Consider the following 25,586-nt stretch of genomic DNA (forward strand, 5'->3'; position numbering starts at 1 on the left):
AAACCAGGTGATTGCGGCGGCGGATATCCCGAACCTGGTCTTTACGCCAGATGCCAACGCTAATGGCGCCGGTTATGCCAGTTTTGATTTCACCGTCAGCGATGGCTCGCTGGAGAGCACCGCAGAAACCATGACGTTAAATGTCACGGCGGTGAACGATGCACCCACAACCGCCGATCATGCGGTGACAATGGATGAGGATGCGAGCCATACCTTTTCAGCCAGTGAGTTTGGTTTCGCTGACATTGATGGCGATGCCTTGCATTCCATCAAAATTACCCAGTTGCCAGCAGCGGGCAGCCTGACGCTTAGTGGTTCGGCAGTAACCGCCAATCAGGTGATTATCGCGGCAGATATCCCGAACCTGGTCTTTACCCCGGCTGCCAATGCCAACGGCGCCGGCTACGCCAGTTTTGAGTTCACGGTCAGTGATGGTTTGTTGGAAAGTGCCGCAGAAACTCTGAACATCAATGTCACATCAGTGGACGATACGCCAACGACCTCGGCAGATACAGTGACATTGGATGAAAATGGCAGCTATACCTTCAGTCTCAGTGATTTTTCATTCTCTGATGGCGATGGTGACAGTCTTTCATCCATCAGGATTACCCAGCTACCTGCCGCTGGTAGTCTGGCGCTCAATGGTTCGGCGGTGACAGCCAACCAGGTCATCGCAGCGGCCGATATTCCGAATCTGGTCTTTACGTCGGATGCCAATGCCAACGGTGCCGACAACGCCAGTTTTGAGTTCACGGTCAGTGACGGCAGCCTGGAAAGTGCGCCGGCAAGCATGACAATCAACACTGCACCGACGGTTGAGGGTGGTCTTTTGGGTGGACCATCTAGCCCAGAAACCACATACACGTTTGACACTATAACTACGGCAGGGTTGTCGCGGACAGATCTCTCTTGGACTAGTACTGGTGGAGGGCATTGGTATGCCTATGATTGGGATAATAATAATGAAGCCTCGCTAGGTTTTAGCACTCCAACCTATGTGAAAAGTTTTGATATGAACGCACTGCCGTGGGAGGGATATTCCATACCGACCAATCCTGTCGTAACGGTAAAAGCGTTTAACGGATCGACAGAGCTTTGGAGTCAAACGATTGATCTCAGTGACAATACTGACTGGAACAGTTGGGCAAGTGTATCGGTTGGGGTTGCCAACGTCACGGAACTGAAATTCGTTGGCATTGGTGGAAGCGGGCATCTCTTCTATCCCAGTATTGATAATCTGGTGACTGGCGGAGAGCCCTCCGGCCTTACTATTGATGAAGACAACAGCTACACGTTTTCGGTTTCTGATTTCGGCTTTACCGATGCCGATGGCGACTCGCTTGCCTATGTCAAAATCACCCAGCTTCCGGCCGCAGGCAGTCTGACGCTGAATGGAACAGCGGTCACCGTTGATCAGCAGATAGCAGCAGCGGATATTCCGAACCTGGTATTCTCGCCTGCAGCCAATGCCAATGGTAACGGCTATGCCAGCATCGAGTTCAAGGTCAGTGATGGTATCGCTGAGAGTGAGGCAGCAACCCTGGATATTACTGTCACTGCAGTGGCTGATGCACCGACAACCGCCGACAATACGGTGTCATTGGACGAAGGTGGCAGTCATACCTTCTCAGCCAGTGAGTTTGGTTTCAGTGATGATGATGGAGATTCACTGCATTCCATCAAGATTACCCAGTTGCCGGCAGCAGGCAGCCTGACGCTCAATGGCTCAGCCGTAACGGCTAACCAGGTGATTGTGGCAGCGGACATTCCGAACCTGGTATTCACACCGGCTGCCAATGCAAATGGTGCCGGTTATGCCAGCTTTGATTTCACCGTCAGTGACGGTTCCCTGGAAAGTGCGGCAGAAACCATGACGTTCAACGTTAATGAGGTCAATAATGCGCCAACGGTTGAAGGGGATCTTTATGCGACGCCATCTCCGGAAACCACGTACACCTTTGATTCGTTTAGCTCTGATGGATTGACAACCACAGACTTCTCGCACAGTACTGATGGGGGAGGACACCTTTGGTCTTACGACGGCAGTGGTGATGGGGAAAGCTCGTTGACTTTCGATTCCCCAACCTATGTGAAGAGTTTTGATATCAATGCATTACCGTGGGAAGGCTTCTCCTCACCGAGTACCACATTGCTTACGGTGAAAGCATTTAATGGTTCGACAGAGCTGTGGAGCGCTACGCTTGATCTCACTGACAATCGTGTCTGGAGTAGTTGGCAAACGGTGTCGGTTGGCGTTGCCAACGTCACCGATCTGAAGTTTTCTGGCGTTAACAGTAGTGGCTTTTGGCCGAGTATCGACAACCTGGTCACGGGTGGAGAGCCAACAGGTCTTACCATTGATGAAAACAGCAGTCATACGTTTTCGGTTTCTGACTTTGGCTTTACCGATGTGGATGGTGATGCACTGGCTTCTGTCAAAATCACCCAGTTGCCGGCTGCAGGCAGCCTGACACTGAATAGTTTGGCGGTCACTGCCAACCAGGTGATTACGGCCGCCGATATTCCGAACCTGGTGTTCACACCGGATGCGAATACGGACGGGGCTAACTATGCGAGCATGACGTTTACCGTCAGTGACGGTGATCTTGAAAGTGCGCCGGCTACCCTGACGATCAACGTCGATGACGCTGACGGCGCACCGTCAAACAACGCTCCGGTAGCGGCAGACAGCGCGGTGACACTCGATGAAGATGATAGTCACACTTTCTCTGTCAGCGACTTTGGCTTCACCGATAGTGATGGTGATGCCTTGCACTCCATCAAGATTACCCAGTTGCCTGCGGCTGGCAGCCTGACGCTCAGCGGCATTGCCGTGACAGCCAACCAGATGATTACCGCAGCGAATATCCAGAACCTGGTATTCACACCGGCTGCCAATGCCAATGGTGCCGGTTACGCCAGCTTTGATTTCACTGTCAGTGACGGTACGACGGAAAGCGCTGCCGAAACCATGACCCTCAATGTGGATGCTGTGAATGATGCGCCTACGGTTGAGGGGGAACTCTATGATGCAGCCTTTACCCCACAAACCACGTACACCTTTGACACAAGCACCACTGAAGGGTTGACACGGACAAAATTCGGTCATAGCACAGAAGGTGGCGGACATCTTTATGCGTACTATACGGGTGGTAACACTGATGGCATATCGCTGGCATTCGACGCTCCAACCTATGTAAAAAGTTTTGACATGAACGCATTGCCATTTGAGGGAGCCACAGCACCGTTTAATAAATCGCTTACGGTTAAAGCGTTTAACGGTGCCACGGAGCTTTGGAGTACGACGCTTGATTTAAGCCTTTATAATTACTGGAGTAACTGGAAAAACGTATCTGTCGAAACTGGAAACGTCACCGAGCTGAGATTCAGTGACTTAGGTGAAAGCTTTTACCCCAGTATTGATAACCTGATTACAGGTGGTGAGCCTGTTGGTCTTGCAATTGATGAGGATACCAGCCACACGTTTTCAGTATCGGATTTCGGGTTCACAGACCAGGATGGCGACGGTCTCCATTCTGTGACAATTACCCGGTTACCGGCAGCAGGCAGCCTGACACTGAGTGGTACAGCAGTGACAGTGGGGCAGCAAATTTCAGCCGCCGATATTCCGAATCTTGCCTTTACACCGGTGGCCAATGCCAATGGCTACAACTATGCCAATATCCGGTTTAAGGTCAGTGATGGTACGGCAGAGAGTGCAGAAGCCACTCTAAACTTCAATGTAACAGCCGTTAATGAGGCGCCGACGGCAACGGATGTCTCACTGGTAACCACTGAATCAGAGACGTATGTTTTCAAAGCGGATGATTTTGGTTTTAGTGACACTGATGGGGGCAGTCTGCATTCAGTGACAATTAAATCCTTGCCGGCCAGCGGCTCTCTTACATATGACGGCAATGCTGTTTTTGTGAATCAGGCGATTGCTGTCGCTGACTTGTCCAAGCTGCAGTATACCGGGCCATCCGTAACATCAGATACGAGCACCAGTTTTGCATTTACTGTCAGTGATGGTACTGATTCAAGCGATCAGCAGACCTTTAGTGTCACTGTACAGGATGCCATTACGCAGTCTGATAATCTTGTGACCAATTCTGGTGCAACTGACGGCACTAATGGTTGGACTATTATAGAAAACGGTGGAGATGGCTGGCTGACATCATCAGGAGTTCAGAGTCATGATGGCGATGGTGCTGTCTGGAGAACTTCATACTTCCTTGCGTCGAAATCCCAGACCATTGATCTGCTCGACAAGGGGTTCAGTGCCTCTTATCTGGATACTGCGCCGGATATTGATGTAAGTGACTGGTATCTGATGGTCGAAAATCATGTTGGTGACGATACCTATTTCCTGAAGGTTGAACTGAGAGCGGCTGATGGCAGTGTTATTGACTCGTTTGACAGTGGCACGCTGTCAGCAACCGAGGACTGGTCTGAAGCAAGTGCAACATTCAGCAATTACGGGAGTGGTGTCCGCTCTATCTACATTGAACATGGTGGCGATGATGCCGAGGGATGGGGTGGACATTATGGTACATGGATAGATGATACCTCCGTCCGCATTGGTGATCAGCGCATAGCGGTTTATGGTACGGGTGACAATGAGATCCTCAATGGTTCCGCACAAGCCGATCACATCTCCGGATTGGGAGGTAATGATGTCCTGATCGGTGGTGAAGGTGACGATCTGTTAACCGGTGGCGCCGGTGCAGATACCTTCCGCTTCAACAGTGGTGATGAGGGCACCTCGTCGGCTCCTGCTACGGATACGATTGAAGACTTCAGCACAGCGGACGGCGATGTACTGGATCTCAGCGATATGCTGGTGGGTGAATCCGCTGAAACGATTGACTCCTTCCTTGATCTGGCCTTTGTGGACGGGAATACAGAGATATCAGTGAAAGACAGTGCCAACGGCCAGACCGTGCAGAAGATCGTGCTTGACGGGGTTGATCTATCCTCACTGGGATCTGAAGCCGATATTCTCAATAACCTGTTGAACAACGGTAACCTGGATATTGACCAGTAACCGGCTAACCGGGACAGCCCCGTGCTGTTCCGGTTAAAGCGTTTACATGGCGTCTACCGCTGCAAATCGTTATCCTTCCCGCAATTTCCTATGCTTGCCCGGATGTGTACAGTTCGATGACCCTGATACGTTTTGATGATGTCTCCATCGCCTATGGCGACCACCCCCTGCTGGACAAGGCCTGCCTGCAACTGGAACCCGGTGAGCGGGTCTGTCTGATCGGCCGCAATGGTGCGGGAAAGTCCACACTGCTTAAGGCCGCCTCCGATACCATTCAGCCGGATGACGGCCATATCTGGCGCAAACCCGGGCTGAAGGTCGGCATGCTGAACCAGGATCTGCCGGTGGCAGACAGCAAGCGGGTCTATGATGTTGTCGCGTCAGGTCTGGAAGAGGTGGGGCAACTGCTGTCAGACTGGCATGCCCTGTCCATGAATATCCAGACTGACGCGGATATGAAAAAGCTGGAACGTGTTCAGCAACAACTGGAAGCGCGGGATGGCTGGGCACTGCAGCAGCGTGTAGAGCAGACCATCCAGAAACTGCAGCTGCCGGCGGACAAAACCATGGGTGAGCTGTCAGGTGGCTGGCGTCGCAGGGTGGAGCTGGCCCGGGCTTTGGTCAGCGAGCCAGACTTGCTGTTACTGGACGAGCCTACCAACCATCTGGATATCATCACCATTGCCTGGCTGGAACAACAGCTGAAAGATTTCCGTGGTGCCTTGCTGTTCATTACCCACGACCGTTCATTCCTCAAGGCGCTGGCGACCCGGATTCTGGAACTGGATCGCGGTCAGCTGACCAGCTGGGACTGCAACTACGAAACCTACCTCGAACGTAAGGCGCATCAGCTGGAAGTGGAATCCGAACAGAATGCATTGTTCGATAAAAAGCTGGCGCAGGAAGAAGCGTGGATTCGCCAGGGCATCAAGGCCCGGCGCACCCGTAACGAAGGACGTGTTCGGGCACTGAAAGCGCTGCGGGAAGAACGCCGTAGTCGTCGTGAAGTGCAGGGTAAGGCGGACTTCTCACTGGAGTCGGCAGAACGTTCCGGCAAGATGGTGGTGGAAGCCCTGAATATCTCCAAAGGGTTTGAAGGCAAGCCGCTGGTCCATGACTTCAACTTTACCCTTATGCGCGGTGATAAGGTGGGCTTGATCGGTGCCAACGGTGTGGGTAAAACCACGCTGCTGAAAATGCTGCTGGGTGACCTGGCGCCGGGTGCAGGTACGATTCGCCATGGCACCAAAATGGAAGTCGCGTATTTTGACCAGATGCGCCAGCAATTGGATCTGGAAAAAAGCGTGATTGATAACGTGTCTGAAGGCCGTGAGCGGATCACGATTAACGGTGAAAGCCGTCATATCATCAGCTACCTCGAAAGTTTCCTGTTCTCGCCACAGCGGGCACGGACACCGGTGAAAGCTCTGTCCGGTGGTGAGCGTAATCGTCTGTTGCTGGCCCGCCTGTTCAGTAAGCCTGCTAACGTGCTGGTGCTAGACGAACCGACCAACGACCTGGATGTGGAAACCCTGGAACTGCTGGAAAGCATCCTGGTGGATTTCACGGGTACGGTTCTGCTGGTCAGCCACGACCGGGCGTTTCTGGATAATGTGGTGTCCAGCTCACTGGTGTTTGAGGGCAATGGCGTTGTTCGTGAGTATGTCGGCGGTTTTGAGGACTGGTTACGTCAGGGCGGTTCCATGCAGCGACTGGCAGAATCGGGTGAAATCGAGAAACCGGCAGACAAGCCTGTAAAAAAAGCGGAAGAATCAACATCCAAACCTGCTGCATCCCAAAAGCCGGCTGCTGGCAAAAAGCTCAGCTATAAACTGCAGCGCGAACTGGATGGGTTACCCGCAGAAATCGAACAACTGGAAGAAGAGCAGCAAACCCTGGAAAACCAGACGCTCGAGGCCGATTTCTATCAAAAAGATCAGGCGGAAGTCGCCCGCGTTCTGGAACGCCTGACTGAAATTGGCACCCTGATTGAGGAAAAAATGGATCGCTGGGCGGAACTGGATGAGCTGCAAAACAGCTGAGATTTATCACTTTTCCAGCTCAGGCAATGATGCAACGTCGCAGCGTCATTGCCTATATCCAGCACGCGGGGCGGAAAATACTGGATGAAAATGGGCAGTGTTTACTGCCCATCAGCCATTTGAGTGGGATATAACGGCGATTCTCTACGCTGTCGTTTGGTCTCTGGTTTTTTTGTTGCAACGGTACACGTTCTTTTGAAGGGGAATTCAAGTTTCCATGCTTTACCCGTTTTATGGTAATACTTCCATTCTTCAAGAGTAATGTAGAAAGCCCGAGACTGGATAAATTGAGATTCTGTGTGTAACAGGATTTCTGCATCTTCTTTGGAGGTTTTAGTGAGCTCACACATATCATCAATAATCCTGTCTTTGTTTATATCAGTGCCAGGGCAATCTTTTACAATAATCCATTGAGCAATTAGTTTCAGTATGTCGGGGTATGACTTTGCATGTGTCGACTTTGATTTATTACTCTTTTCTATTATGTGATGTAATCGACAATTTTCACTTTCTTCAAAAGCGTTATGTAACTTGCTGAGTATATTGTAATGAAAATTGGCTAATAGTTTAGATGTGTTGTACAGATTAAGATCTGTTTTTTTAGGCGTACGTCTTCTTGGTTCTGGTGGTAAGCTTTCTTCTAATTCCATATCGGATAACTTTTCTATATCTGTCTCGTAATCTAGGGTGAGGTCTTCTGGCTCATTGGGTTTCTGTTTTGGAGGGCCGTAATTTTTATAAGATCTATCGATGATTTTTTTTACCTTTTTCAGGTTTTCTTGCGATGGTGGTAATACATTTTTTTCAAAAGGGTCGCTTTTTGTGTCACCTTCTTTCCGGTAGTTGCAAAGCAATTCAGTGTTTTCCTTTATATCTTTGGTTGCCTGCACATTGATGTGAATATTGTGAAGATAGTTTTCAAAGTCACTTCTTGATTTTATTATTTTTATATGTTTGCCATTAGGGTCTTCTGGGTATCTGACGACTAGCCTGGTGTTAATGCGTTCTTTCTTGTCAGAATGGTTAATAAAGGAAATAGCTCTTGTTCCATTAATGCCTATTTCAATTTTAGTTTTACCCACAAGGTAATATAAATCCAACCAGGCAACGAAGTGATCATCGGCATGAAGTTTTAGTGTGTTATCATTGTCGAGTTGATTACAGACAACGTATTGTTTTGCTCTGCGATTTAAATGAATTTTGTAGACAAAATAACCATTATGTTCAGCATACACTTGGCCTTTCAGAATGTTGGTTCGGGCAAAAGCGCCCTTACCATGAACCTCACTGTCCTTTACATACACGCATGCGCCGGTGGCTCGGCGTTTAATACCATCATCATAAATTATGAATTCGGGGGATTCTGTTGAAGTCTCCGGGAAAGCGTTTGAATCGATTACTGCATCAGTTTGTTCGACGCTCGGTTCTGGTACGAATGATGTACTTGGTATGGACTCATCGGGTACGGGCGATGTCGGCAATGGTTGTTCCTGCTCTGGCGTGGATATGCTCATACCCGTAGGTCTTGGTGTGTGGTGTTGTGTAAGTGGTAGAAGAACATGATCACTGAGTAGCTTTTCTGCGGCTTCAGAATATGAGTGCAGACATTCATTGAATCCTTCAATGGATACAAGCAGTTCTTGTCGCTCTATTTTTGTGGCTTTAGGAAAGAAAGAGGTCAATAAAATTACTAACTCACCAGACGTGACAGGGGAGTTATGTTTTATTTGCATGATGACTTTCACAATATAACTGCCGGGAACCGTAATGACTGGTGCCTGAGGAGGTGTTCTTTGTGAGGCATGTTCCTCAACATTTAATTGAGATGGGACAGTAAGCCTCTCAGAGGGTTGAGGTGGATGATAGTGCTGTAATTCTTGCCTTATTTGTGTAGAGACTCCCAAATCTTGAAATCTTGATTTAACGCTACCTGTTACCTGGTGGATTGATCGTGCATAGAGTGCTATTTGTTCAATTAATGCAAGGTGTTCATTATCAGAGGCTTTAGGGAAATACGTTCTTATCGTTTCATTGAAATTATCGCTATGGCTGAGGTCTGTTATTAATGAGAGACTGAGGCCCGAGGGTAAGTGAACTATGGGCTTTTCAGGTATGGATCTTCTTTCAGCGGCGTCTGATGTTTCCACTGTATGAGATAGAGGGAGGGCAGAGGTAAGTAGAGGTTCTGATGCTGAGCGTCGCATAAATCATTTTCCTGTCAGTAATATCTAGTTAGAGCTTTCAGGAGGAAATTGATTCCGATGAAGAGACAATTCTGCTTGTTTTCTGCTGACTAGATGGTCAGAGACATGCGCTTACATAGTATTTCCTGATTTAACTTAAGAAACCATCAAAGTGATGACAGGGGGAGCGATCTAGACTGGAGCAATGGCTGACAACGGAATCACCTGCTTAACGTGATGACAAATTGAGGCACATACTGCTGATGTTCCTTCTCAGGATAGGCATTGGCATTGTTGCCATAATGTAAAGATTTCGTATGCCTGTTCACCCTGTAACAAAACTGTCATCTAAGCGAAATATAACGGTCTCACCTGCTGGCTCAGGCCAGTTCATTTCTAGATAAGCTGATCCCCAAGAGGTCGAAGCAGTGAAGAAGACCGTTCTGTCAATCGTAAGCGCTATCGGGTTGTCCGCCGTGCTGGTGGGTTGTGGCGGTAATGACTCCTCCACCGATGCCCGGGCTGTAAGTGTCTCTGGTTCTACCTCCGTGACCGAAGTGATGGAAGTGCTCGGTGAAACCTGGCAGCAGGAACATACCGGCGCTGTGGTCGAAGTGCAGGGTACCGGTTCCTCCTCTGGTATCAAGGCTGCCAATGACGGCACCAGCGAGATTGGTATGACCTCTCGCAAACTCAAGCCGGAAGAAGAAAAAGCCGGTATTACCCAGGCGGTACTGGCGCACGATGGTATTGCTGTTGTTGTTAACGGCAAAAATCCGGTGACAGGTCTGACCACCGAGCAGATCGCTGGCATCTTCAAGGGTGAAATCACCAACTGGAAAGCCCTGGGTGGTAATGACCAGCCCATCGTCGTCGTAACCCGTGACCCGGCTTCCGGCACCCGCGGCGCGTTCGAAGACATCATGAACCTGATGGTCAAGGATGCGAACGGCAATGTGATCTCCGCGATTTCCAACCGCGCCCAGGTGGCCAGTGGTAACGGTGTAGTAAAGACCACTGTGGCCCAGAACCCGTCTGCGATCGGCTACATCTCCCTGGGTACTGTCGATGGCAGCCTGAAAGCACTGGAAGTGAACGGTGTTGAAGCGTCCAACGATACCATCGCCACTGGCGAGTACACCGTAGCCCGTCCGTTTGTACTGCTCTACAACGCTGAGACCCTGTCTGAAAACGGCAAGGCATTCCTGGACTGGGCATTGTCCGGCGAAGGTCAGGCGATTGTGGCGCAACAGGGTTACATCCCGGTTATCTGATTTATTCCACGTCATGCCGGTGCGGATAAGCCGCCCCGGCATTTCAGTTTTTTCTCAATGATGGACGTTGAGTCCTGTCGGTAATGTATATGACGGCAAACAGTCGACAGGCGCGAATGGATAAGGCCTTTCACGGCCTGTTTTTCCTCTGCGCCATAGTCAGTACGGTTTCCATTGGCGCCATCGGCGCGTTCATTGTGGCCGAGGGCATGCCTGCCCTGGTGGACACCGGTGTGTTCAGTTTTGTCACCGGTACCCAGTGGAGTCCACCGGTCTACTTCGGCATTCTGCCGATGATCAGCGGTTCCGTGATCTCTACCATTGGCGCGTTGGTGATCGGTGTGCCCATGGGCGTGCTGACGGCCATCTTCCTGGCAGAAATAGCCCCGGAAAGGTACGCCACTGTACTGCGCACGGCGATTGAACTGCTGGCCGGTATTCCGTCCGTCATTTATGGTTTTTTTGGTCTGGTCGTGATTGTGCCGCTGATTGAGCAGGCGTTTTCGGTGCCTGCCGGTAACACCATGCTGGCAGGTATCGTGGTGCTGACCATGATGATCCTGCCGACAGTGATCACGCTGTCTGAAACGGCGATTCGCGCGGTACCGCAGACCTACCGTGAAGGTTCCCTGGCGCTGGGCGCGTCCAGGATGTTCACCATTTTCAACGTGGTGCTGCCGGCGGCACGCTCCGGCATCATGACAGCCAGTATTCTCGGTATCGCCCGGGCAATCGGTGAAACCATGGCCATCATCATGGTCATGGGTAACGCGCCGATCATCGCTTCCAGCCTGCTGGAGCCGGCCCGTACCCTGACCGCCAACATTGCCCTGGAGATGGCTTACGCCAGCGGCCTGCACAGCAGCGCGCTGTACGCCACCGGTATTGTGCTGTTTTTCTTCATCATGTTGCTTAACGCCACCATGCTTTACCTGAACAGACAGAAGGCAGGTCGATAATATGAATTCCAGTAGTCTTGCCCAGGCGGTTACCGAGGGGATTACGGAATCCACCGTTCGTGAACGCCCCATGCCGAATCCTGCCTTCCGCCGCTGGAAAGACCGGCTGCTGGTGGGCCTGATTATCCTGGCCACTGCCGCCACCACCGGTACCCTGTTGTGGATTCTCTGGCATATCGTCAGTAATGGTATTGGTCATGTGAACTGGTCGTTCCTGACCTCGAATTACACCCGTACCGGTGATACCTCCGGTATCTGGCCGATGATTGTCAGCACCGTTTATATGGTGGCGCTGTCGCTGGGTATTGCGGCCCCCGTGGGCATCATGGGTGCGATTTACCTGACTGAATATGCACAGCCTGGCAGCCGGGTGGTGAAGGTGATCCGCTTTGCTACGGAAAGTCTGGCCGGTATTCCTTCCATTATTTACGGTCTGTTTGGTCTGACGCTGTTTGTCTCGACCTTCAAACTGGGCTTTTCCATCCTGGCCGGTGCGCTGACGCTGAGCATCGTTATCCTGCCGGTGATTATCCGGACCACGGAAGAAGCCCTGATGAGTGTGCCGGAAGCCTATCGTGAAGGCTCTTATGGCCTGGGCGCCTCCCGCCTGTACACCATCTGGCGCTTGATCCTGCCCGGCGCGATGCCCGGTATCATCAGCTCACTGATTCTCTGTATTGGCCGGATCATTGGTGAATCCGCCCCGGTCTTCCTGACCGCCGGCATGGTGGCCCGGATTCCCGATTCCGTATTTGATTCCGGACGAACCCTGACGGTCCATCTCTACAAGCTGACCCAGGAACTGTTCTCCGTGCACGAGTGGAACCAGGCTTACGCGACCGCCACTGTGCTGGTGTTGATCGTACTGACGCTCAACATTGTTACCCGATTACTGGCCCGACGCTTCAACAAGGGCTGAGCTGTGGCCTGCTCCGCAGGCAGGCCGACAGATTTTACCGAATTGATGACTGAGACTGAGAACATGGCGAACCCCGCTATCAATATCGAAGTACCTCACAGCAAGTTCAACGTGGAGAACCTGAACCTCTATTACGGGGAGAAGCAGGCGCTACACAACATCTCCATGGCGATTCCTGAAAAGCAGGTGACTGCGCTGATCGGTCCGTCCGGTTGTGGTAAGTCCACACTGTTGCGCACCCTGAACCGGATGAATGACCTCATTCCCGGTGTCCGCGTGGAAGGCCGGGTGGCGCTGGATGGCCAGGATATCTATCACGATACCGATGTTCAGCAGCTGCGAATGAAAGTCGGGATGGTGTTCCAGAAGCCGAACCCGTTCCCCATGAGTATTTATGAAAACATCACTTATGGTCTGCGCGCCCAGGGCATCAAGGATCGTCGCTACCTGGATGAAATGGTAGAAAAGGCGCTGGAAGGCGCGGCTCTGTGGAATGAAGTGAAGGATCGTCTGCACGATTCAGCGATGGGTCTCTCCGGTGGTCAGCAGCAGCGGCTGTGTATCGCCCGGACCATCGCCATGGAACCGGATGTTATCCTGATGGATGAACCGACCAGCGCACTGGATCCCATTGCAACCGCCCGTGTGGAAGACCTGATGGATCGTCTGAGCCGTGATTTCACCATCGTCATTGTGACGCACTCAATGAATCAGGCACGTCGTATTTCAAGAAATACGGCATTCTTCCTGATGGGTGAACTGATCGAATTCGACGATACCGACCGCCTGTTCATGACGCCCAGCGACAAGCGGACGCATGATTATATTACCGGTCGATTCGGTTGATTGGTGTTTCATCGGACAATTAGACGGACTTTCTGTTTATAGCCTCAAGTTCGGATTGATCAACCGGACATGAGGCTTAAACCTGTCTGCTTATCCACATCGTCTCCAGCAGCGAGGCGTGTGTTTGTGATAGTGGTGATGATGAATATGGACATGTGTGTCATTGCTGTAACCGCATTGATGGTGCCTGGTAGACATGCCCAGCCACAGTCTCAGGCAGTCCGCGGATAAATAATACCTGGCTTTATCATCGGCCCATTCCATCAGGCTGCATGGATGGTAATCATTCCCCAATAGTGATTTTCCAGTGCGGTGAGCCGCCGCGAGTGCAAAAACGGGGGAAACGATAATGACGGGTAGCGAAGCAACAGCGATGGCGACCAATAAAATGATACCAAGCACTTTCGCACTGTCACCATCAAGACCGACAAAAATACAACAGCCCTGACATAATACGCTGCCAACAATATAGGCACCGAAGAAAGGTGACAGCGCAATGGTAGCCAGCAGGCCGCCGAGACCTGCTAAAGACATCAGTGTGCAAACGGCCATTTTTGTGATGCATCGTGCAAAAAGGGAACAGCCACTGACTGGCTGATTGTTTGTTTGCGACGCGCCACTTTGTGCCGGGGGAGACGCCACCGAGGCATTAGGCGTGGTTTGACTCAGCTGATGTTGCTGAAAATTAACAGCCTCATCATAAGTTGGTGGTGGTTCAGCGGGATAAGAGCTGCCATCCCTGTAATCTGGAGGAAACGGGGGGATGAATGTTTCTTGGTTGAGTACTGGATATGCCATTTTCCATCCTTGAATTGAAGAGTCAGTACAGTGAGTAAAAAATTGGACAGGTTTATTGCTCTGGAAAGACTCTGCCCTTCAATCTGTAAGACAGCCTGAGATCAAAAAGGTTCGTTCAAAGCGGATAAAAACAGGCAGTCAATAACGCTGTCATGATTGTCTTTAAACGTATTTGGAATAAGAAAAACTCCCATCGTTGATGCGGCAGATTCATCCCTGATTTGCGATATACTTTGCGCTTATCTTGCAAGTTGTATATGCGCTATGACCATTGAAAAGACTCTGCGTGCTCGCAGTGACAGCCACTGTGAACTTTGTGGCACTACAGAACAACTGGGCATTTATTCGGTTCCCCCACGCGACGGTAATCATCCTGAAGATTGTGCTCTGTTGTGCCAGGTATGCCGCGATCAGATAGACAATCCCGAGAGTACCGACATCCACCACTGGCGTTGTCTGAATGACAGTATGTGGAGTCAGGTACCGGCGGTTCAGGTGCTTGCCTGGCGGATGCTGAAACGCCTGAGCAGTGAAGGCTGGCCTCAAGACCTGCTGGATATGCTGTACCTGGATGAAGAAACCCTGGCATGGGCGGAAGCGACAGGCGAAGGCGTTGCGGAAGAAGACAGCGTCAAACACGTCGATTGTCATGGTGTTGTACTGGAAGCGGGCGATACCGTGACGTTGATTAAGGATCTGAATGTCAAAGGCGCCAGTTTCACGGCCAAACGGGGAACGGCGGTGCGTGGCATTTCGCTGGTACCGGATAACCCGGAGCATATCGAAGGCCGGGTGAATGGCCAGCAGATTGTGATTTTGACCAAATTTGTTAAGAAATCATGATGGCAGGCAGGGTATGGAACTTGTGCAGTCATACCCTGCGTTGTGTTTAATTGAATTATTTGATATCAAAAAATAAATCAGGATGCATTTCTAGTACACCAGCTATCGTTTCGTCAGATTCGCCAGCTATGATTTTCTTACAGATCATTTGCCAGAACGCATCACGAGCGAATATCTTCAGGTTGATGTTTACATTAGGAACTAGCACTTTATCCCCTTCGTTATTGCGTATATAACGAGATTGTTGATACGAATAAGAGAGTAGTAAGCTTTTCAGTAAAGCGTCACTTGCAAGCACCCTTGCGGTTTCGCCGTCAGCATTGGATATTGAAGTTCTGACGCCATTGTCAAGCAATAGGCATGCGCATCGTTGATAGTTATTTAATGCTGCAAGGTGTAGTGCTGTACAACCGTCAAATCGTTGGGTGTTAATGAGTTCTTTACCTATCTCCGTAGCAAGGTGTTTAGCCAGTTGTGTAGGGTTGTTATTCATTACTACCTGATGAAGCATTGTATGACCAAACATATCACGAAAAAATGGAATTCTATGCCGGGATGTTTTGCTTAAAATTGTCCGTTGGGTAGAGGCAGGCAACCATCTCGTGCTCCTAAGTTCTCCTGCTAAATCCACTGGCATATGTCGTGATTGTAAAGGTGCTCTTAAATATTCTGCAGAATTGATATTTGTGGCTTTAGCGAACACCAGTTGATACCTGATCAGGTATTGGTGAGTTGTGTTCCTGTTATTCCATGGTAAATCCATAGATGATATAAAAAATTTTTCAACTTTGCTGAATTGAAGTAAAAGTTGAATCATTCTCGGATCACCACGCCTGATTGCTTTTCGTAATGGCTCAATCAAGAATTTTTTATGCAGAATTATTCTTGTTTTAGGGGATAGCAGTTCTCTTGCTGTATGCATATCACTTTTATAAATGCTTATCGTTAAGGCTTTTAATATCTGGTTTTTCCAATGTATTTGAGTGTCTGTGGTTTCGCTATATTCATCGTGTTTGAGCAGTTGATTTACAGATTTGTGATGCCCTGCTTGTGCAGCAGCTATCAAGGGAAAAGGAATATTCGTTTCTCTATATTCAAAGCTGTTGGGGTTGGCTCCTATTGCCATCAGTGGCGTTAGAATTGTGTGTACATCATTTTCTGCAGCCCTGGACAGTATTTGATGTAATGCGCTCTTAAAAGTGCTTTTTGGGCAGTGTTTAATAATGTGTAATGCAGTACTGGGTTGGCGTTTATTGACGGCTTCAAGGAGTAATGCATCAGGACGTGTTGATGGTATTTGAAATGCTGGAAGCCATTCTTCTTTCTTGTTTTTGATCAGCAGGCAGTGTTTTTCTTTATATCTGATTAATAAAACGTTGCTTGCTTCATTGTCAATAATATAAATGTCATTTATGTCAGCTGCTTTGGGAATTATTGGTGCCATTTTTAATGTCTGCGGTTTTCCTGTGGCAGTGGAAACAATAGCGATTTCTGCTTCTTCCTGGTTTAGGTATGAAAAATATTGCTTGTCACCTGTTTGAAATAAAAATACGCCCTTTGTATGGTAAGGATTAGAGAACCAAATATGTTTAGTTTCAAATAGCTTTACCCTGCGCTGATGATCAATACCTCTTTGGGGTTTACCATCCTTATCTTTATGTTGACCGGGGTTGGCAAGAGAGGGCGATTGTTTTTTTAATGCAGTTGGGGCTTTCTCTTGAGCTACCGTTTGTAAGGTTGTTGCGCTGGCACTGCCGAATCTTCCTGTACCTATCACCGTTGATGCCTCGTCTTGAGGAAAGAAGAAAATTTAAGTCGATGAATGCAGGAAGTCACTAACGAGTGTGCCTGTTTAACGTAACGACAAGAGTGCACGTTGCTGATCTGAGAGGTAAACGAAAAAAAGCCCGCTGTGTGGGCAGCGGGCAATATTACCGTGATTAGCCTGATGAGGAGATAACCTGCAGGGTTGTTTGACTGCATGCAAACAGAGGTGCAGGACGTAAGATCATCACACCTTACGTGCAGTTAATGATAATCGTTATCATTTGGACGGTCAAATTATAATCTCTGGGGATTTGTAATTTAATGTAACGGTTGGGCTTTTGCTTGCGGGGTGGGTATGGGCGCTTCACAGGGAGACTGTTCTCACACCTGTAAGCGCCACGAAGGGTTAGTCAGTTTCACCGGCATCCTGTAGCAGCTGTTTTTTCAGCTCCGCTGGAAGGTCATTCCAGTGCGAATTCATCAGTGCGCCTTCCAGTGCATACAGCAGAACCTTTGAAACTTTGAACCCGCGCTCCCGCACTTTGACATAGGCGCCTACGGCACCGTGGGCCTGGAGTTGTTCCCGGTTGCGTATGCCTACTGCGTTGAGCCATTGTACAGAGGTCTTGCCCAGGTTCTTCAGCTCGATCAAATCCATTGATCTACTTCCTTTCCCTTGGTCGCCATCCTGGCGCACAGTTATCCATTGACAGAATAAATGCCGTCTTGCTTGTAATGATAGCTAATTTTAATAGGGCAAATACCTGAATATGATGCTCAGGAGGTGGTTTTAAAGGAAGCAGCCCTGATCAAATGTCTCGTTGACCACTTTTACGGTTGAGAATAACGATGCCAAAGCCGGATTCTGTTTCCTTGACGGGCTCGGTGTAGTAAACCACGGCGCTTTCCACGGAATTCTGACGCTCATCCCGGCTCAATACGGTTGCCTTGCAGATATGCAGCACCTTTCCTCCCCGCTGGACGCTACGAATAAACTCGACTTTTCCGGGAGGCAGAGTGAAATCAATGCTGGGTTGGCGGGATTTTTCAATCGCAATTAATTGATTGCGTGCCTCTGCTGTATCACAGAGAGGGGTGCCCGTTGCCAGCAGATGGCTGGAAAACAGACAGCCCATCAATAAAACCACGTTTTTCATAATGACATTCCTTTGGGCAAACGGATGGGTCAGTATAGGTAAGGATTTGAGTACGCTGCGCCCGGAGAGTTCCCAGAAAACCGGCGTTTGCGTATTAGCCTGAACGGGGGTTTTCCATATAATCCGACCATGGCTGGAACAAAACGAAAAAGCAGCCGGCAACCCGCAAAACGTGCAGGGAAGTCCGGTAAGCGAAAAACTGAACCCAGGGGGCGCAGACGCTGGCTATCGCTGGTGCTGAAGCTTGGTTTCGCCGGTCTGGCGGTGCTGATGGCCTTGATGGTCTATCTGGATGCGGTGGTCACCCGGAAATTCGAGGGTCGCAAGTGGGCGATTCCGGCGAAGGTCTATGCCCAGCCGCTGGAGCTCTATGCCGGGCTGCGGCTGGATCCCGAACTCTTGCAGCTGCAGTTGCGCCGACAGGGTTATCAGCCTGTTAAAAAGGTTGGCCGACCAGGGACTTTTTCTAGAGAAAACAACCGTTTTCATATCTATATCCGTGGTTTCCGTTTCCCTGACGGACAGGAGTCCTCGCGGCAGGTGATTGCTATCTTCCGCAATGGCACGCTGGCGGCGTTGGGCGATACGGCGGGCCGTGATGTGCCGGTGACCCGGTTGGATCCTCAATTAATGGGCAGTATTTCTCCTGCGACCCATGAGGACCGGATTCTTGTTCGGCTGGACCAGACACCGAAATACCTGGTTCAGACGCTGGTCACGGTCGAGGATCGTGACTTCTATGACCATTGGGGGCTGTCATTCAAGGGCATTGCCCGTGCGATGTTTGCCAACGTCAAGGCCGGGGGGATTGTCCAGGGCGGCAGCACACTGACCCAGCAGTTGGTCAAAAATTTCTTTCTCAGTAACGAGAGAACGCTGGTGCGCAAGGCCGAAGAGGCTTTGATGTCCTTGCTGTTGGAAATGCATTACAGCAAGGATGACATTCTGGAAACCTACCTGAATGAGGTTTATCTCGGCCAGCAGGGACAACGGGCGATTCACGGATTTGCCCTGGCCAGTCAGTTTTATTTTGCCCGTCCGTTGCAGGAACTGGATCTGTCCCGGGTAGCGCTGCTGGTGGCAATTGTTAAGGGTCCCTCCTGGTATAACCCTCGCCGGTATCCGGAGCGGGCGCTGGAACGCCGTAACCTGGTGCTCGATATGCTGGTTGAACATGGCGTTGTGACTGCCTCGGAAGCCAATCGGGCCAAGGGGCGTCCGCTGGGCGTGGTGCCGGTGGAGCGTCTTCAGGCCAATGCTTTCCCTGCTTATATTGACCTGGTGAAGCGCCAGCTCAGAACGGACTATCAGGATAAAGATCTCGCCAGTGAAGGTTTGCGGATATTTACCAATATGAACCCAGTGGTTCAGCACCAGGCACAGGAAAGTCTGGCCCGTAAACTGAAACAACTGGATCGGAAGGGCAAGCCGCCGCTGGATGGGGCGATTGTGGTCACCGATGCCCGTACCGGGGATGTCCAGGCGGTTGTGGGAGGACGTGATCCAGGTTTTGCCGGGTTTAACCGGGCCCTGGATGCACGACGTCCCATTGGTTCATTGATTAAACCAGCTGTTTATCTCACCGCCCTCATGAGACCGGAAAAATACACATTGGCGACCCTGATCGATGATGCGCCGGTTAGCGTGAAACTGGCCAATGGCCAACTCTGGGAGCCAGATAACTTTGATCGTAAGACCCATGGCCAGGTGCCGTTATATCAGGCGCTGGCGAAGTCCTATAACCTGGCAACCGCACAACTGGGAATGGATGTTGGGGTAGAACAGGTTGTTAAAACACTCCGGAGCATGGGCTTGAGTGGTCAGGTCAATCCTTATCCCTCATTACTTTTAGGCTCACTGGATTTGTCGCCTCTGGAAGTCGCTGCGATGTACCAGACACTGGCCTCCGGCGGTTACCGGGTACCGTTGCGGGCGATCAATGCGGTGCTGGATGCCCAGGGTAATCCTTTAAGGCACTATTCGTTGGCGGTGGAGCAGGTGTTCCCGGAATCTTCGATGGCGTTGATCCGCTATGCAATGCAGGAAACGATGCGCAACGGTACGGGCAAAAGCACCTACCGGACAATTTCAAATTCTGTTTCCCTGGCGGGAAAAACCGGTACCTCGGATGAACAGCGGGACAGCTGGTTTGCCGGTTTTTCCCGGGACACGCTGGCGGTTGCCTGGTTAGGCTATGACGATAATGCGCCAACGCATCTCACGGGAGGCACCGGCGCCTTGCGGGTTTGGACGGATCTGATGCGCCAGCGTCCACTGAAATCCCTGCCCAAAGCCTCGGGCGACAATATTCACTGGGTCACGGTGGATGAACAGACCGGGCTCATTGGCAGTCAATCCTGCAGTCAGAGTCGGGTACTGCCTTTTATTAAAGGTACAGAGCCTAAAGGGCGGGCCGCCTGTGCAGGGGAAGAAAAAGACTCTGTGGTAGACTGGTTCCGGGCACTGTTTGAGTAGTGAGCCTTATATGGTTGAAGTGAGTGCTGTTTCCTATAAGCAGAATGGAATGACGTCGCATTGGCTACGTCCACTGCTTGTTCTGTTTTTGTTTCTGGCCGGTGGTTGTAGCCTGCAGCCTTCCTTAATGCCCCTTCAGGCCACATGGTCCGATGATTCTGCCATGCTTATGCGGCTCGAGCAGGAGACGGCTGTCGGTCGCCCGGCAGCAGTGACCAGTCTGCTGGAAAACAGTCGGCAACAATGGCTGGGCGGAAATCCGGATAATGGTCTGGTGATTTTGCATCGGGCTTTGCGCATCAGCCCGGATGATCCACTGGTGTATTACTATATGGCGATGATGCAATCAGCCTTGGGCGAGTATCATGAAGCCTCACAGCTGGCCCGGCGCAGCCTCACGTTGACGGATGCGCCGTTGTTGCGTGAGCAGGTTCATCTTTTCCTGAATCAATTGAACCGGTCGATGGCGCCGGATATACAAGGTAAGCAAACGCGTGTCTGAAGCAGTACGGATTTTATTGGCAGAGCTGGAAGCAGAGTTAAAACGTCAGTCGTTGTGGGAGGGGATGCCGCCTTCACCGGAGGCGCTGGCAAGCACCAGTCCTTTTTGTGTGGACACCCTGCCATTCACCCAGTGGCTGCAGTGGATTTATATCCCCCGCCTGCGAGCCATTATGGATCATGGCGCGCCATTGCCGACAGGCAGTGATATCAAACCGTATGCAGAAGAAGCCTTCAAGGCCCAGCCTATTGAAAACCGTCGGAGCTTGCTGGAATTGATTGAGCAGCTGGATGGGCAGATGCGCTGATTGAAACAATGGGATAATAATCAGTTTTGCTGGTAGGTAGTCAGGATGCTGCTACCAGCAAAACCGCCGGATTTACTCTTCTCTTCCTTCGCAATAAGCCGTAATCGCCTCATCCGCATCCCTGAGTTGTTCCAGCTTTTCTTCGTGACTGAGCATACGATAAGTGCCGTCTTCCTGTTTGATCTGGATTCGATGGCTGTTGAGCAAACTTTTCCGGTTAGCGAATGCCCTGTCGCAGGCTTCCTTTTTTTCCTGTTCAATTTGCTTAAGTTGTTGTTCATATTCGGCCTGATTCTGGCTTGCAGCCGGTGGGGTGTTGAGCTCGTTATTGGCAGGTGTTGACAGCTTTTCATTACCAATAGCATTGGGTTTTTCCATGCCTTCGACATCACCTTTAAATGCCTCCGGTGGTTTCGTGCCAAAGTGAACGGTGCCGTTTGCATCTTTCCAGCGATATATTTGTTCGCTCATGGCGGGAGCAGAGACGAGCATCAGGACAAGGCCGACCAGGGTAAACACTTTCATAGTGGGGATCATTTGTTGTTATTTCTTCTTTAACTTTAACGTGATCTTACCGCAAAAAGTATTCCCTGTTATGAGCTCCAATATATAGGCTTGGCTGCAGAATGGATGAAAACGGAATGCCGGACGAATCCCTATTGACAATCAGGCAGTGTGTTGGCTAGAGCGCTATTGACACTTTACGGTGAAAATTCAACAATGGCCCCACTTGGCGCGCCGGTTGACACAATCTGCCGGTAAGGCCATTCAAGTGACAATAACAATACAGCACCGGGATCAGGTTCTGCGACCATTCAGAATCTGGAGGTTACCCGGTCTGCATTCCGCAAGCGTTACCCGCACAGGAATGTAATGGTCTTATACGACAAGGCCCTTTTAAGTCTGATTTACGAGCGCTGGCTGCTGGCATGCCATCGTTGTGCAGGGAAACACCACCGACGTAATGGATTTACGCGACACGCTGCCACTGGCTGACAATAACAACAGAGAATCCGGCTCGGCTTTGGCGGGTCTACCGATAGGGTACGACGTGCACGACAACAGAGACGTCCCGGAAAGAAGACAATGATCGGTGAACTCGTGACAGAGGGTAAGCAAGTGGAATTACTATCCGGCGCGGACATGGTGGTTCGCGCCCTCGCCGATGAGGGGGTCGAGTATATCTACGGCTACCCGGGCGGCGCCCTTCTCCATGTCTATGATGCGATTTTCCGTCAGGACAAAATCACACACGTTCTTGTACGCCATGAACAGGCAGCCACCCATATGGCGGATGGTTATGCCCGTGCCAGTGGCAAGGCGGGCGTGGCGCTGGTGACATCCGGTCCCGGCGCGACGAATACCATTACCGGTATTGCCACTGCCTATATGGATTCTATTCCGATGGTGGTGCTTTCTGGTCAGGTGCCGTCTGAGTTTATTGGCACGGATATGTTCCAGGAAACCGATATGGTCGGTATATCCCGGCCCATCGTTAAACACAGCTTCCTGGTCAAGCGCGCGGAAGATATTCCGGAAACTATCAAGAAAGCTTTTTATATTGCCCAGAGTGGTCGTCCCGGTCCGGTGGTTGTTGACCTGCCCAAGGACATCACGGATATCAGCAAGAAGTACGAATACAACTACCCGAGCAAGGTCAAGATTCGTTCTTACTCTCCGCCGGTCAAAGGGCACAGCGGCCAGATTCGCAAGGCGACTGAACTGCTGATGCAGGCACGCCGCCCCGTGTTATACGCCGGTGGTGGTGTTGTACTGGGCAAAGCGTCAGAGCAACTGACCCAGCTGGCTAAGAAATTCAATTTGCCAGTGACCAATACCCTGATGGGTTTGGGTTCATTCCCGGGGAGCGATGAACAATTCATCGGTATGCTCGGGATGCACGGCAGTTACTGCGCCAACCTGGCCATGCATCACAGTGATCTGGTGATTGCTGTGGGTGTTCGCTTCGATGATCGGGTGACAAACAGCACTGCCAAGTTCTGTCCTACGGCCAAAGTCGTTCATATCGACATTGATCCGGCCAGTATCTCCAAGAATGTCCCCGCGGATGTGCCCATTGTGGGACCGGTCGATACCGTACTGAACGACATGCTGGACCTGGTAGAGAAAGAGTACGAGCCAGACAGCGATGCGTTGAAGAACTGGTGGAAGCAGATTGATGAATGGCGCAGCAGTCGTGGCGGTCTTTTCAGTTATGACAAAGGTGATGAATCCATCATCAAGCCGCAGCAGGTCATTGAAACCCTGTATGAGGTGACGAAAGACCGGGATACGTTTGTCACTTCCGATGTTGGCCAGCATCAGATGTATGCTTCCCAGTATTACCGTTTTGACAAGCCTAACCGCTGGATCAATTCCGGTGGTCTCGGCACCATGGGCTTTGGTTTGCCTGCTGCCATGGGGGTCAAACTGCATTATCCCGATGCCGAAGTTGCCTGCGTGACCGGTGAAGGCAGTATCCAGATGAATATCCAGGAACTGTCCACCTGTCGTCAGTACGATCTGAATGTGAAGATCATCAATCTGAACAACCAGGCGCTGGGTATGGTACGACAGTGGCAGGATATGCAGTACAACAGCCGCTACGCCCATTCCTACATGGAATCCCTGCCGGACTTCGTCAAACTGGCGGAAGCGTATGGGCATGTGGGTATCAAGGTCACCAGTCCTGCCGACCTGGAGCCGGCGCTGCATGAAGCGTTCAGCCTCAACAACCGTCTCGTCTTCCTGGATGTGGATGTGGATCCCAACGAACATGTGTACCCGATGCAGATCCGTGAAGGCTCCATGCGGGATATGTGGTTAAGCAAGACGGAGCGGACCTGATGCGGCGCATTATTTCAGTACTGGTAGAAAACGAGCCCGGCGCCTTGTCCCGCATTGTGGGTCTCTTTTCCCAGCGTAACTACAACATTGAAACACTGACCGTGGCGCCGACCGAAGACCCGACCATGTCGCGTCTGACGGTGACCACTATCGGCAAGCCGGAAACCATTGAGCAGATCACCAAGCAGCTCAACAAGCTGATTGATGTGGTCAAGCTGGTGGATCTGACCGAAGGGGCGCACATTGAGCGGGAACTGATGTTGGTGAAGCTCAAGGCGTCTGGTCCGCTGCGGGCAGAAGTGAAACGCTGCGCCGATATCTTCCGGGGCCAGATTGTCGATGTGACACCATCGGTCTACACCATCCAGCTCGCCGGTACCGGTGAGAAACTGGATGCCTTCCTGGAAGCGGTGGGGGAAAGCACGATCCTGGAAGTGGTGCGCAGCGGCGTCACCGGTATCGCGCGGGGTGAAAAGGTCCTGAGTCTCTAGGATCGATGTGAACTGTTCGTCATTCGAGCAGTCTGAATAAAGAATGATAAGTGTGGGTTGGAAACGAGGAGTCCGGGATAAAATGAAAGTGTATTATGACAGAGACTGTGATCTCTCCATCATCCAGAACAAGCGCGTGACCATTGTCGGCTATGGTTCCCAGGGGCACGCCCATGCCAACAACCTGAAGGATTCCGGCGTTGAGGTGACGGTTGCTCTGCGTAAGGGATCAGCATCCTGGAGCAAGGCGGAAAGTGCGGGTCTGGCGGTAAAAGAAGTGGCCGAAGCCGTGAGCCAGGCGGATGTGGTCATGATCCTGACCCCGGATGAATTCCAGGCGCAGCTGTATCGCAATGAGATCGAACCCAACCTGAAAGAAGGCGCAACTCTGGCCTTTGCCCATGGTTTCTCCATCCATTACAACCAGGTTGTGCCGCGTGCTGATCTGGACGTTATCATGGTCGCGCCTAAAGCGCCTGGCCACACTGTGCGTTCCGAATTTGTGAAAGGTGGTGGTATTCCTGACCTGGTAGCGATTTACCAGGATGCCTCCGGCAACGCCAAGCAGTTAGCACTTTCTTATGCTGCCGGTGTGGGCGGCGGTCGTACTGGTATCATCGAAACCACGTTCAAAGATGAGACTGAAACTGATCTGTTCGGTGAGCAGGCTGTGCTGTGCGGTGGTGCGGTAGAACTGGTCAAGGCGGGTTTTGAGACCCTCACCGAAGCCGGTTACGCGCCGGAAATGGCGTATTTCGAGTGTCTGCACGAGCTGAAGCTGATCGTAGACCTGATGTACGAAGGCGGTATTGCCAACATGAACTACTCCATCTCCAACAACGCGGAGTATGGTGAGTATGTGACCGGCCCTGAAGTGATCAACGAAGAGTCCCGCCAGGCGATGCGCAATGCGCTCAAGCGTATCCAGAACGGTGAGTATGCCAAGATGTTCATCACGGAAGGCGCGACCAACTATCCGTCCATGACAGCGTACCGTCGCAACAATGCCGCACACCCCATTGAGCAGGTGGGCGCCAAGCTGCGTGAGATGATGCCCTGGATTGCTGCTAACAAGCTGGTGGATAAAGACAAGAACTAATCGTTCTTTTGTACAAAAAAGGCAGGAATT

Annotated in this window: 19 protein-coding genes; 13 read left to right on the top strand and 6 right to left on the bottom strand. The window is 51.0% G+C overall.

The annotated features are described in order from the left end of the window. Together AC27K1_RS20985 and uup are read left to right on the top strand one after the other, a co-directional pair. Positions 1-5,047, top strand: a 5,047-nt coding sequence (locus AC27K1_RS20985) for an Ig-like domain-containing protein (protein WP_487152748.1), incomplete at its 5' end; no start/stop codon positions are given. Positions 5,048-5,163: 116 nt separating this feature from the next. Further along, positions 5,164-7,089 (top strand): ATP-binding cassette ATPase Uup, encoded by a 1,926-nt coding sequence (uup, locus tag AC27K1_RS20990; protein ID WP_487152749.1) that lies wholly within the window; start codon positions 5,164-5,166, stop codon positions 7,087-7,089. A 101-nt stretch (positions 7,090-7,190) separates the two neighbouring features. On the opposite strand, the gene AC27K1_RS20995 is transcribed toward uup, so the two are convergent. Beyond that, positions 7,191-9,293 (bottom strand): SET domain-containing protein, encoded by a 2,103-nt coding sequence (locus AC27K1_RS20995; RefSeq protein ID WP_487152750.1) that lies wholly within the window; start codon positions 9,291-9,293, stop codon positions 7,191-7,193. Between the two features lie 407 nt (positions 9,294-9,700). Between AC27K1_RS20995 and AC27K1_RS21000 the strand changes: the two genes are divergently transcribed. The 4 genes from AC27K1_RS21000 to pstB all read left to right on the top strand — a co-directional run bounded on the left by AC27K1_RS21000 (position 9,701) and on the right by pstB (position 13,270). Beyond that, positions 9,701-10,546 carry a phosphate ABC transporter substrate-binding protein gene (locus tag AC27K1_RS21000; RefSeq protein ID WP_487152751.1) on the top strand — a complete coding sequence of 282 codons (846 nt, stop codon included), beginning with the start codon at positions 9,701-9,703 and terminating at the stop codon, positions 10,544-10,546. An 89-nt stretch (positions 10,547-10,635) separates the two neighbouring features. Then, positions 10,636-11,505: a phosphate ABC transporter permease subunit PstC gene (gene pstC, locus AC27K1_RS21005; protein WP_487152752.1), complete on the top strand. Its 870-nt coding sequence runs from the start codon at positions 10,636-10,638 to the stop codon at positions 11,503-11,505. A 1-nt stretch (position 11,506) separates the two neighbouring features. Then, positions 11,507-12,424, top strand: coding sequence for a phosphate ABC transporter permease PstA (pstA, locus tag AC27K1_RS21010; RefSeq protein WP_487152753.1), 918 nt, complete (start codon positions 11,507-11,509; stop codon positions 12,422-12,424). A gap of 45 nt (positions 12,425-12,469) precedes the next feature. Next, the gene (gene pstB / locus AC27K1_RS21015) at positions 12,470-13,270 is read left to right on the top strand and encodes a phosphate ABC transporter ATP-binding protein PstB (protein WP_487152754.1); all 801 of its coding nucleotides are present in this window, start codon (positions 12,470-12,472) and stop codon (positions 13,268-13,270) included. 90 nt (positions 13,271-13,360) lie between these two features. On the opposite strand, the gene AC27K1_RS21020 is transcribed toward pstB, so the two are convergent. Continuing rightward, a complete protein-coding gene (locus tag AC27K1_RS21020; RefSeq protein WP_487152755.1) occupies positions 13,361-13,822 on the bottom strand; it encodes a hypothetical protein in 462 nt (153 codons plus the stop codon). A gap of 510 nt (positions 13,823-14,332) precedes the next feature. Here AC27K1_RS21020 and AC27K1_RS21025 point away from each other — a divergent pair. After that, positions 14,333-14,911: a PhnA domain-containing protein gene (locus AC27K1_RS21025; protein WP_487152756.1), complete on the top strand. Its 579-nt coding sequence runs from the start codon at positions 14,333-14,335 to the stop codon at positions 14,909-14,911. Between the two features lie 55 nt (positions 14,912-14,966). On the opposite strand, the gene AC27K1_RS21030 is transcribed toward AC27K1_RS21025, so the two are convergent. The 3 genes from AC27K1_RS21030 to AC27K1_RS21040 form a co-directional block, all read right to left on the bottom strand. Continuing rightward, the gene (locus AC27K1_RS21030; protein ID WP_487152757.1) at positions 14,967-16,688 is read right to left on the bottom strand and encodes an ankyrin repeat domain-containing protein; all 1,722 of its coding nucleotides are present in this window, start codon (positions 16,686-16,688) and stop codon (positions 14,967-14,969) included. A gap of 396 nt (positions 16,689-17,084) precedes the next feature. Then, the gene (locus AC27K1_RS21035; RefSeq protein ID WP_487152758.1) at positions 17,085-17,336 is read right to left on the bottom strand and encodes a TfoX/Sxy family protein; all 252 of its coding nucleotides are present in this window, start codon (positions 17,334-17,336) and stop codon (positions 17,085-17,087) included. Positions 17,337-17,487: 151 nt separating this feature from the next. Then, complete coding sequence (locus AC27K1_RS21040) at positions 17,488-17,835, bottom strand: hypothetical protein (RefSeq protein WP_487152759.1); 348 nt, start codon at positions 17,833-17,835, stop codon at positions 17,488-17,490. Between the two features lie 129 nt (positions 17,836-17,964). Here AC27K1_RS21040 and mrcB point away from each other — a divergent pair, with 129 nt between their 5' ends. Genes mrcB through AC27K1_RS21055 form a run of 3 tightly spaced genes read left to right on the top strand, consistent with a single transcriptional unit; the run spans position 17,965 to position 21,119 of the window. Beyond that, positions 17,965-20,310, top strand: a complete 2,346-nt coding sequence (mrcB, locus tag AC27K1_RS21045; protein WP_487152760.1) for a penicillin-binding protein 1B — start codon at positions 17,965-17,967, stop codon at positions 20,308-20,310. A gap of 10 nt (positions 20,311-20,320) precedes the next feature. Continuing rightward, a complete protein-coding gene (locus AC27K1_RS21050) occupies positions 20,321-20,812 on the top strand; it encodes a tetratricopeptide repeat protein (RefSeq protein WP_487152761.1) in 492 nt (163 codons plus the stop codon). Beyond that, positions 20,805-21,119 (top strand): YqcC family protein, encoded by a 315-nt coding sequence (locus tag AC27K1_RS21055; protein ID WP_487152762.1) that lies wholly within the window; start codon positions 20,805-20,807, stop codon positions 21,117-21,119. Before AC27K1_RS21050 ends, AC27K1_RS21055 begins: the two co-directional genes overlap by 8 nt. 72 nt (positions 21,120-21,191) lie before the next feature. Here AC27K1_RS21055 and AC27K1_RS21060 read toward each other — a convergent pair whose 3' ends face one another. Beyond that, positions 21,192-21,644 carry a DUF4124 domain-containing protein gene (locus AC27K1_RS21060; RefSeq protein ID WP_487152763.1) on the bottom strand — a complete coding sequence of 151 codons (453 nt, stop codon included), beginning with the start codon at positions 21,642-21,644 and terminating at the stop codon, positions 21,192-21,194. A gap of 594 nt (positions 21,645-22,238) precedes the next feature. Here AC27K1_RS21060 and AC27K1_RS21065 point away from each other — a divergent pair. The 3 genes from AC27K1_RS21065 (at position 22,239) to ilvC (ending at position 25,556) form a co-directional block, all read left to right on the top strand. Beyond that, entirely contained in the window at positions 22,239-23,966 is a 1,728-nt protein-coding gene (locus AC27K1_RS21065; RefSeq protein ID WP_487152773.1) for an acetolactate synthase 3 large subunit, read from the top strand. After that, positions 23,966-24,457, top strand: a complete 492-nt coding sequence (ilvN, locus tag AC27K1_RS21070) for an acetolactate synthase small subunit (protein ID WP_211830951.1) — start codon at positions 23,966-23,968, stop codon at positions 24,455-24,457. Before AC27K1_RS21065 ends, ilvN begins: the two co-directional genes overlap by 1 nt. Positions 24,458-24,539: 82 nt before the next feature. Further along, the gene (gene ilvC / locus AC27K1_RS21075) at positions 24,540-25,556 is read left to right on the top strand and encodes a ketol-acid reductoisomerase (RefSeq protein ID WP_345196393.1); all 1,017 of its coding nucleotides are present in this window, start codon (positions 24,540-24,542) and stop codon (positions 25,554-25,556) included. The last annotated feature ends 30 nt before the right edge of the window (positions 25,557-25,586 follow it).

This window comes from Kistimonas ophiarachnellae (genome assembly GCF_057552235.1).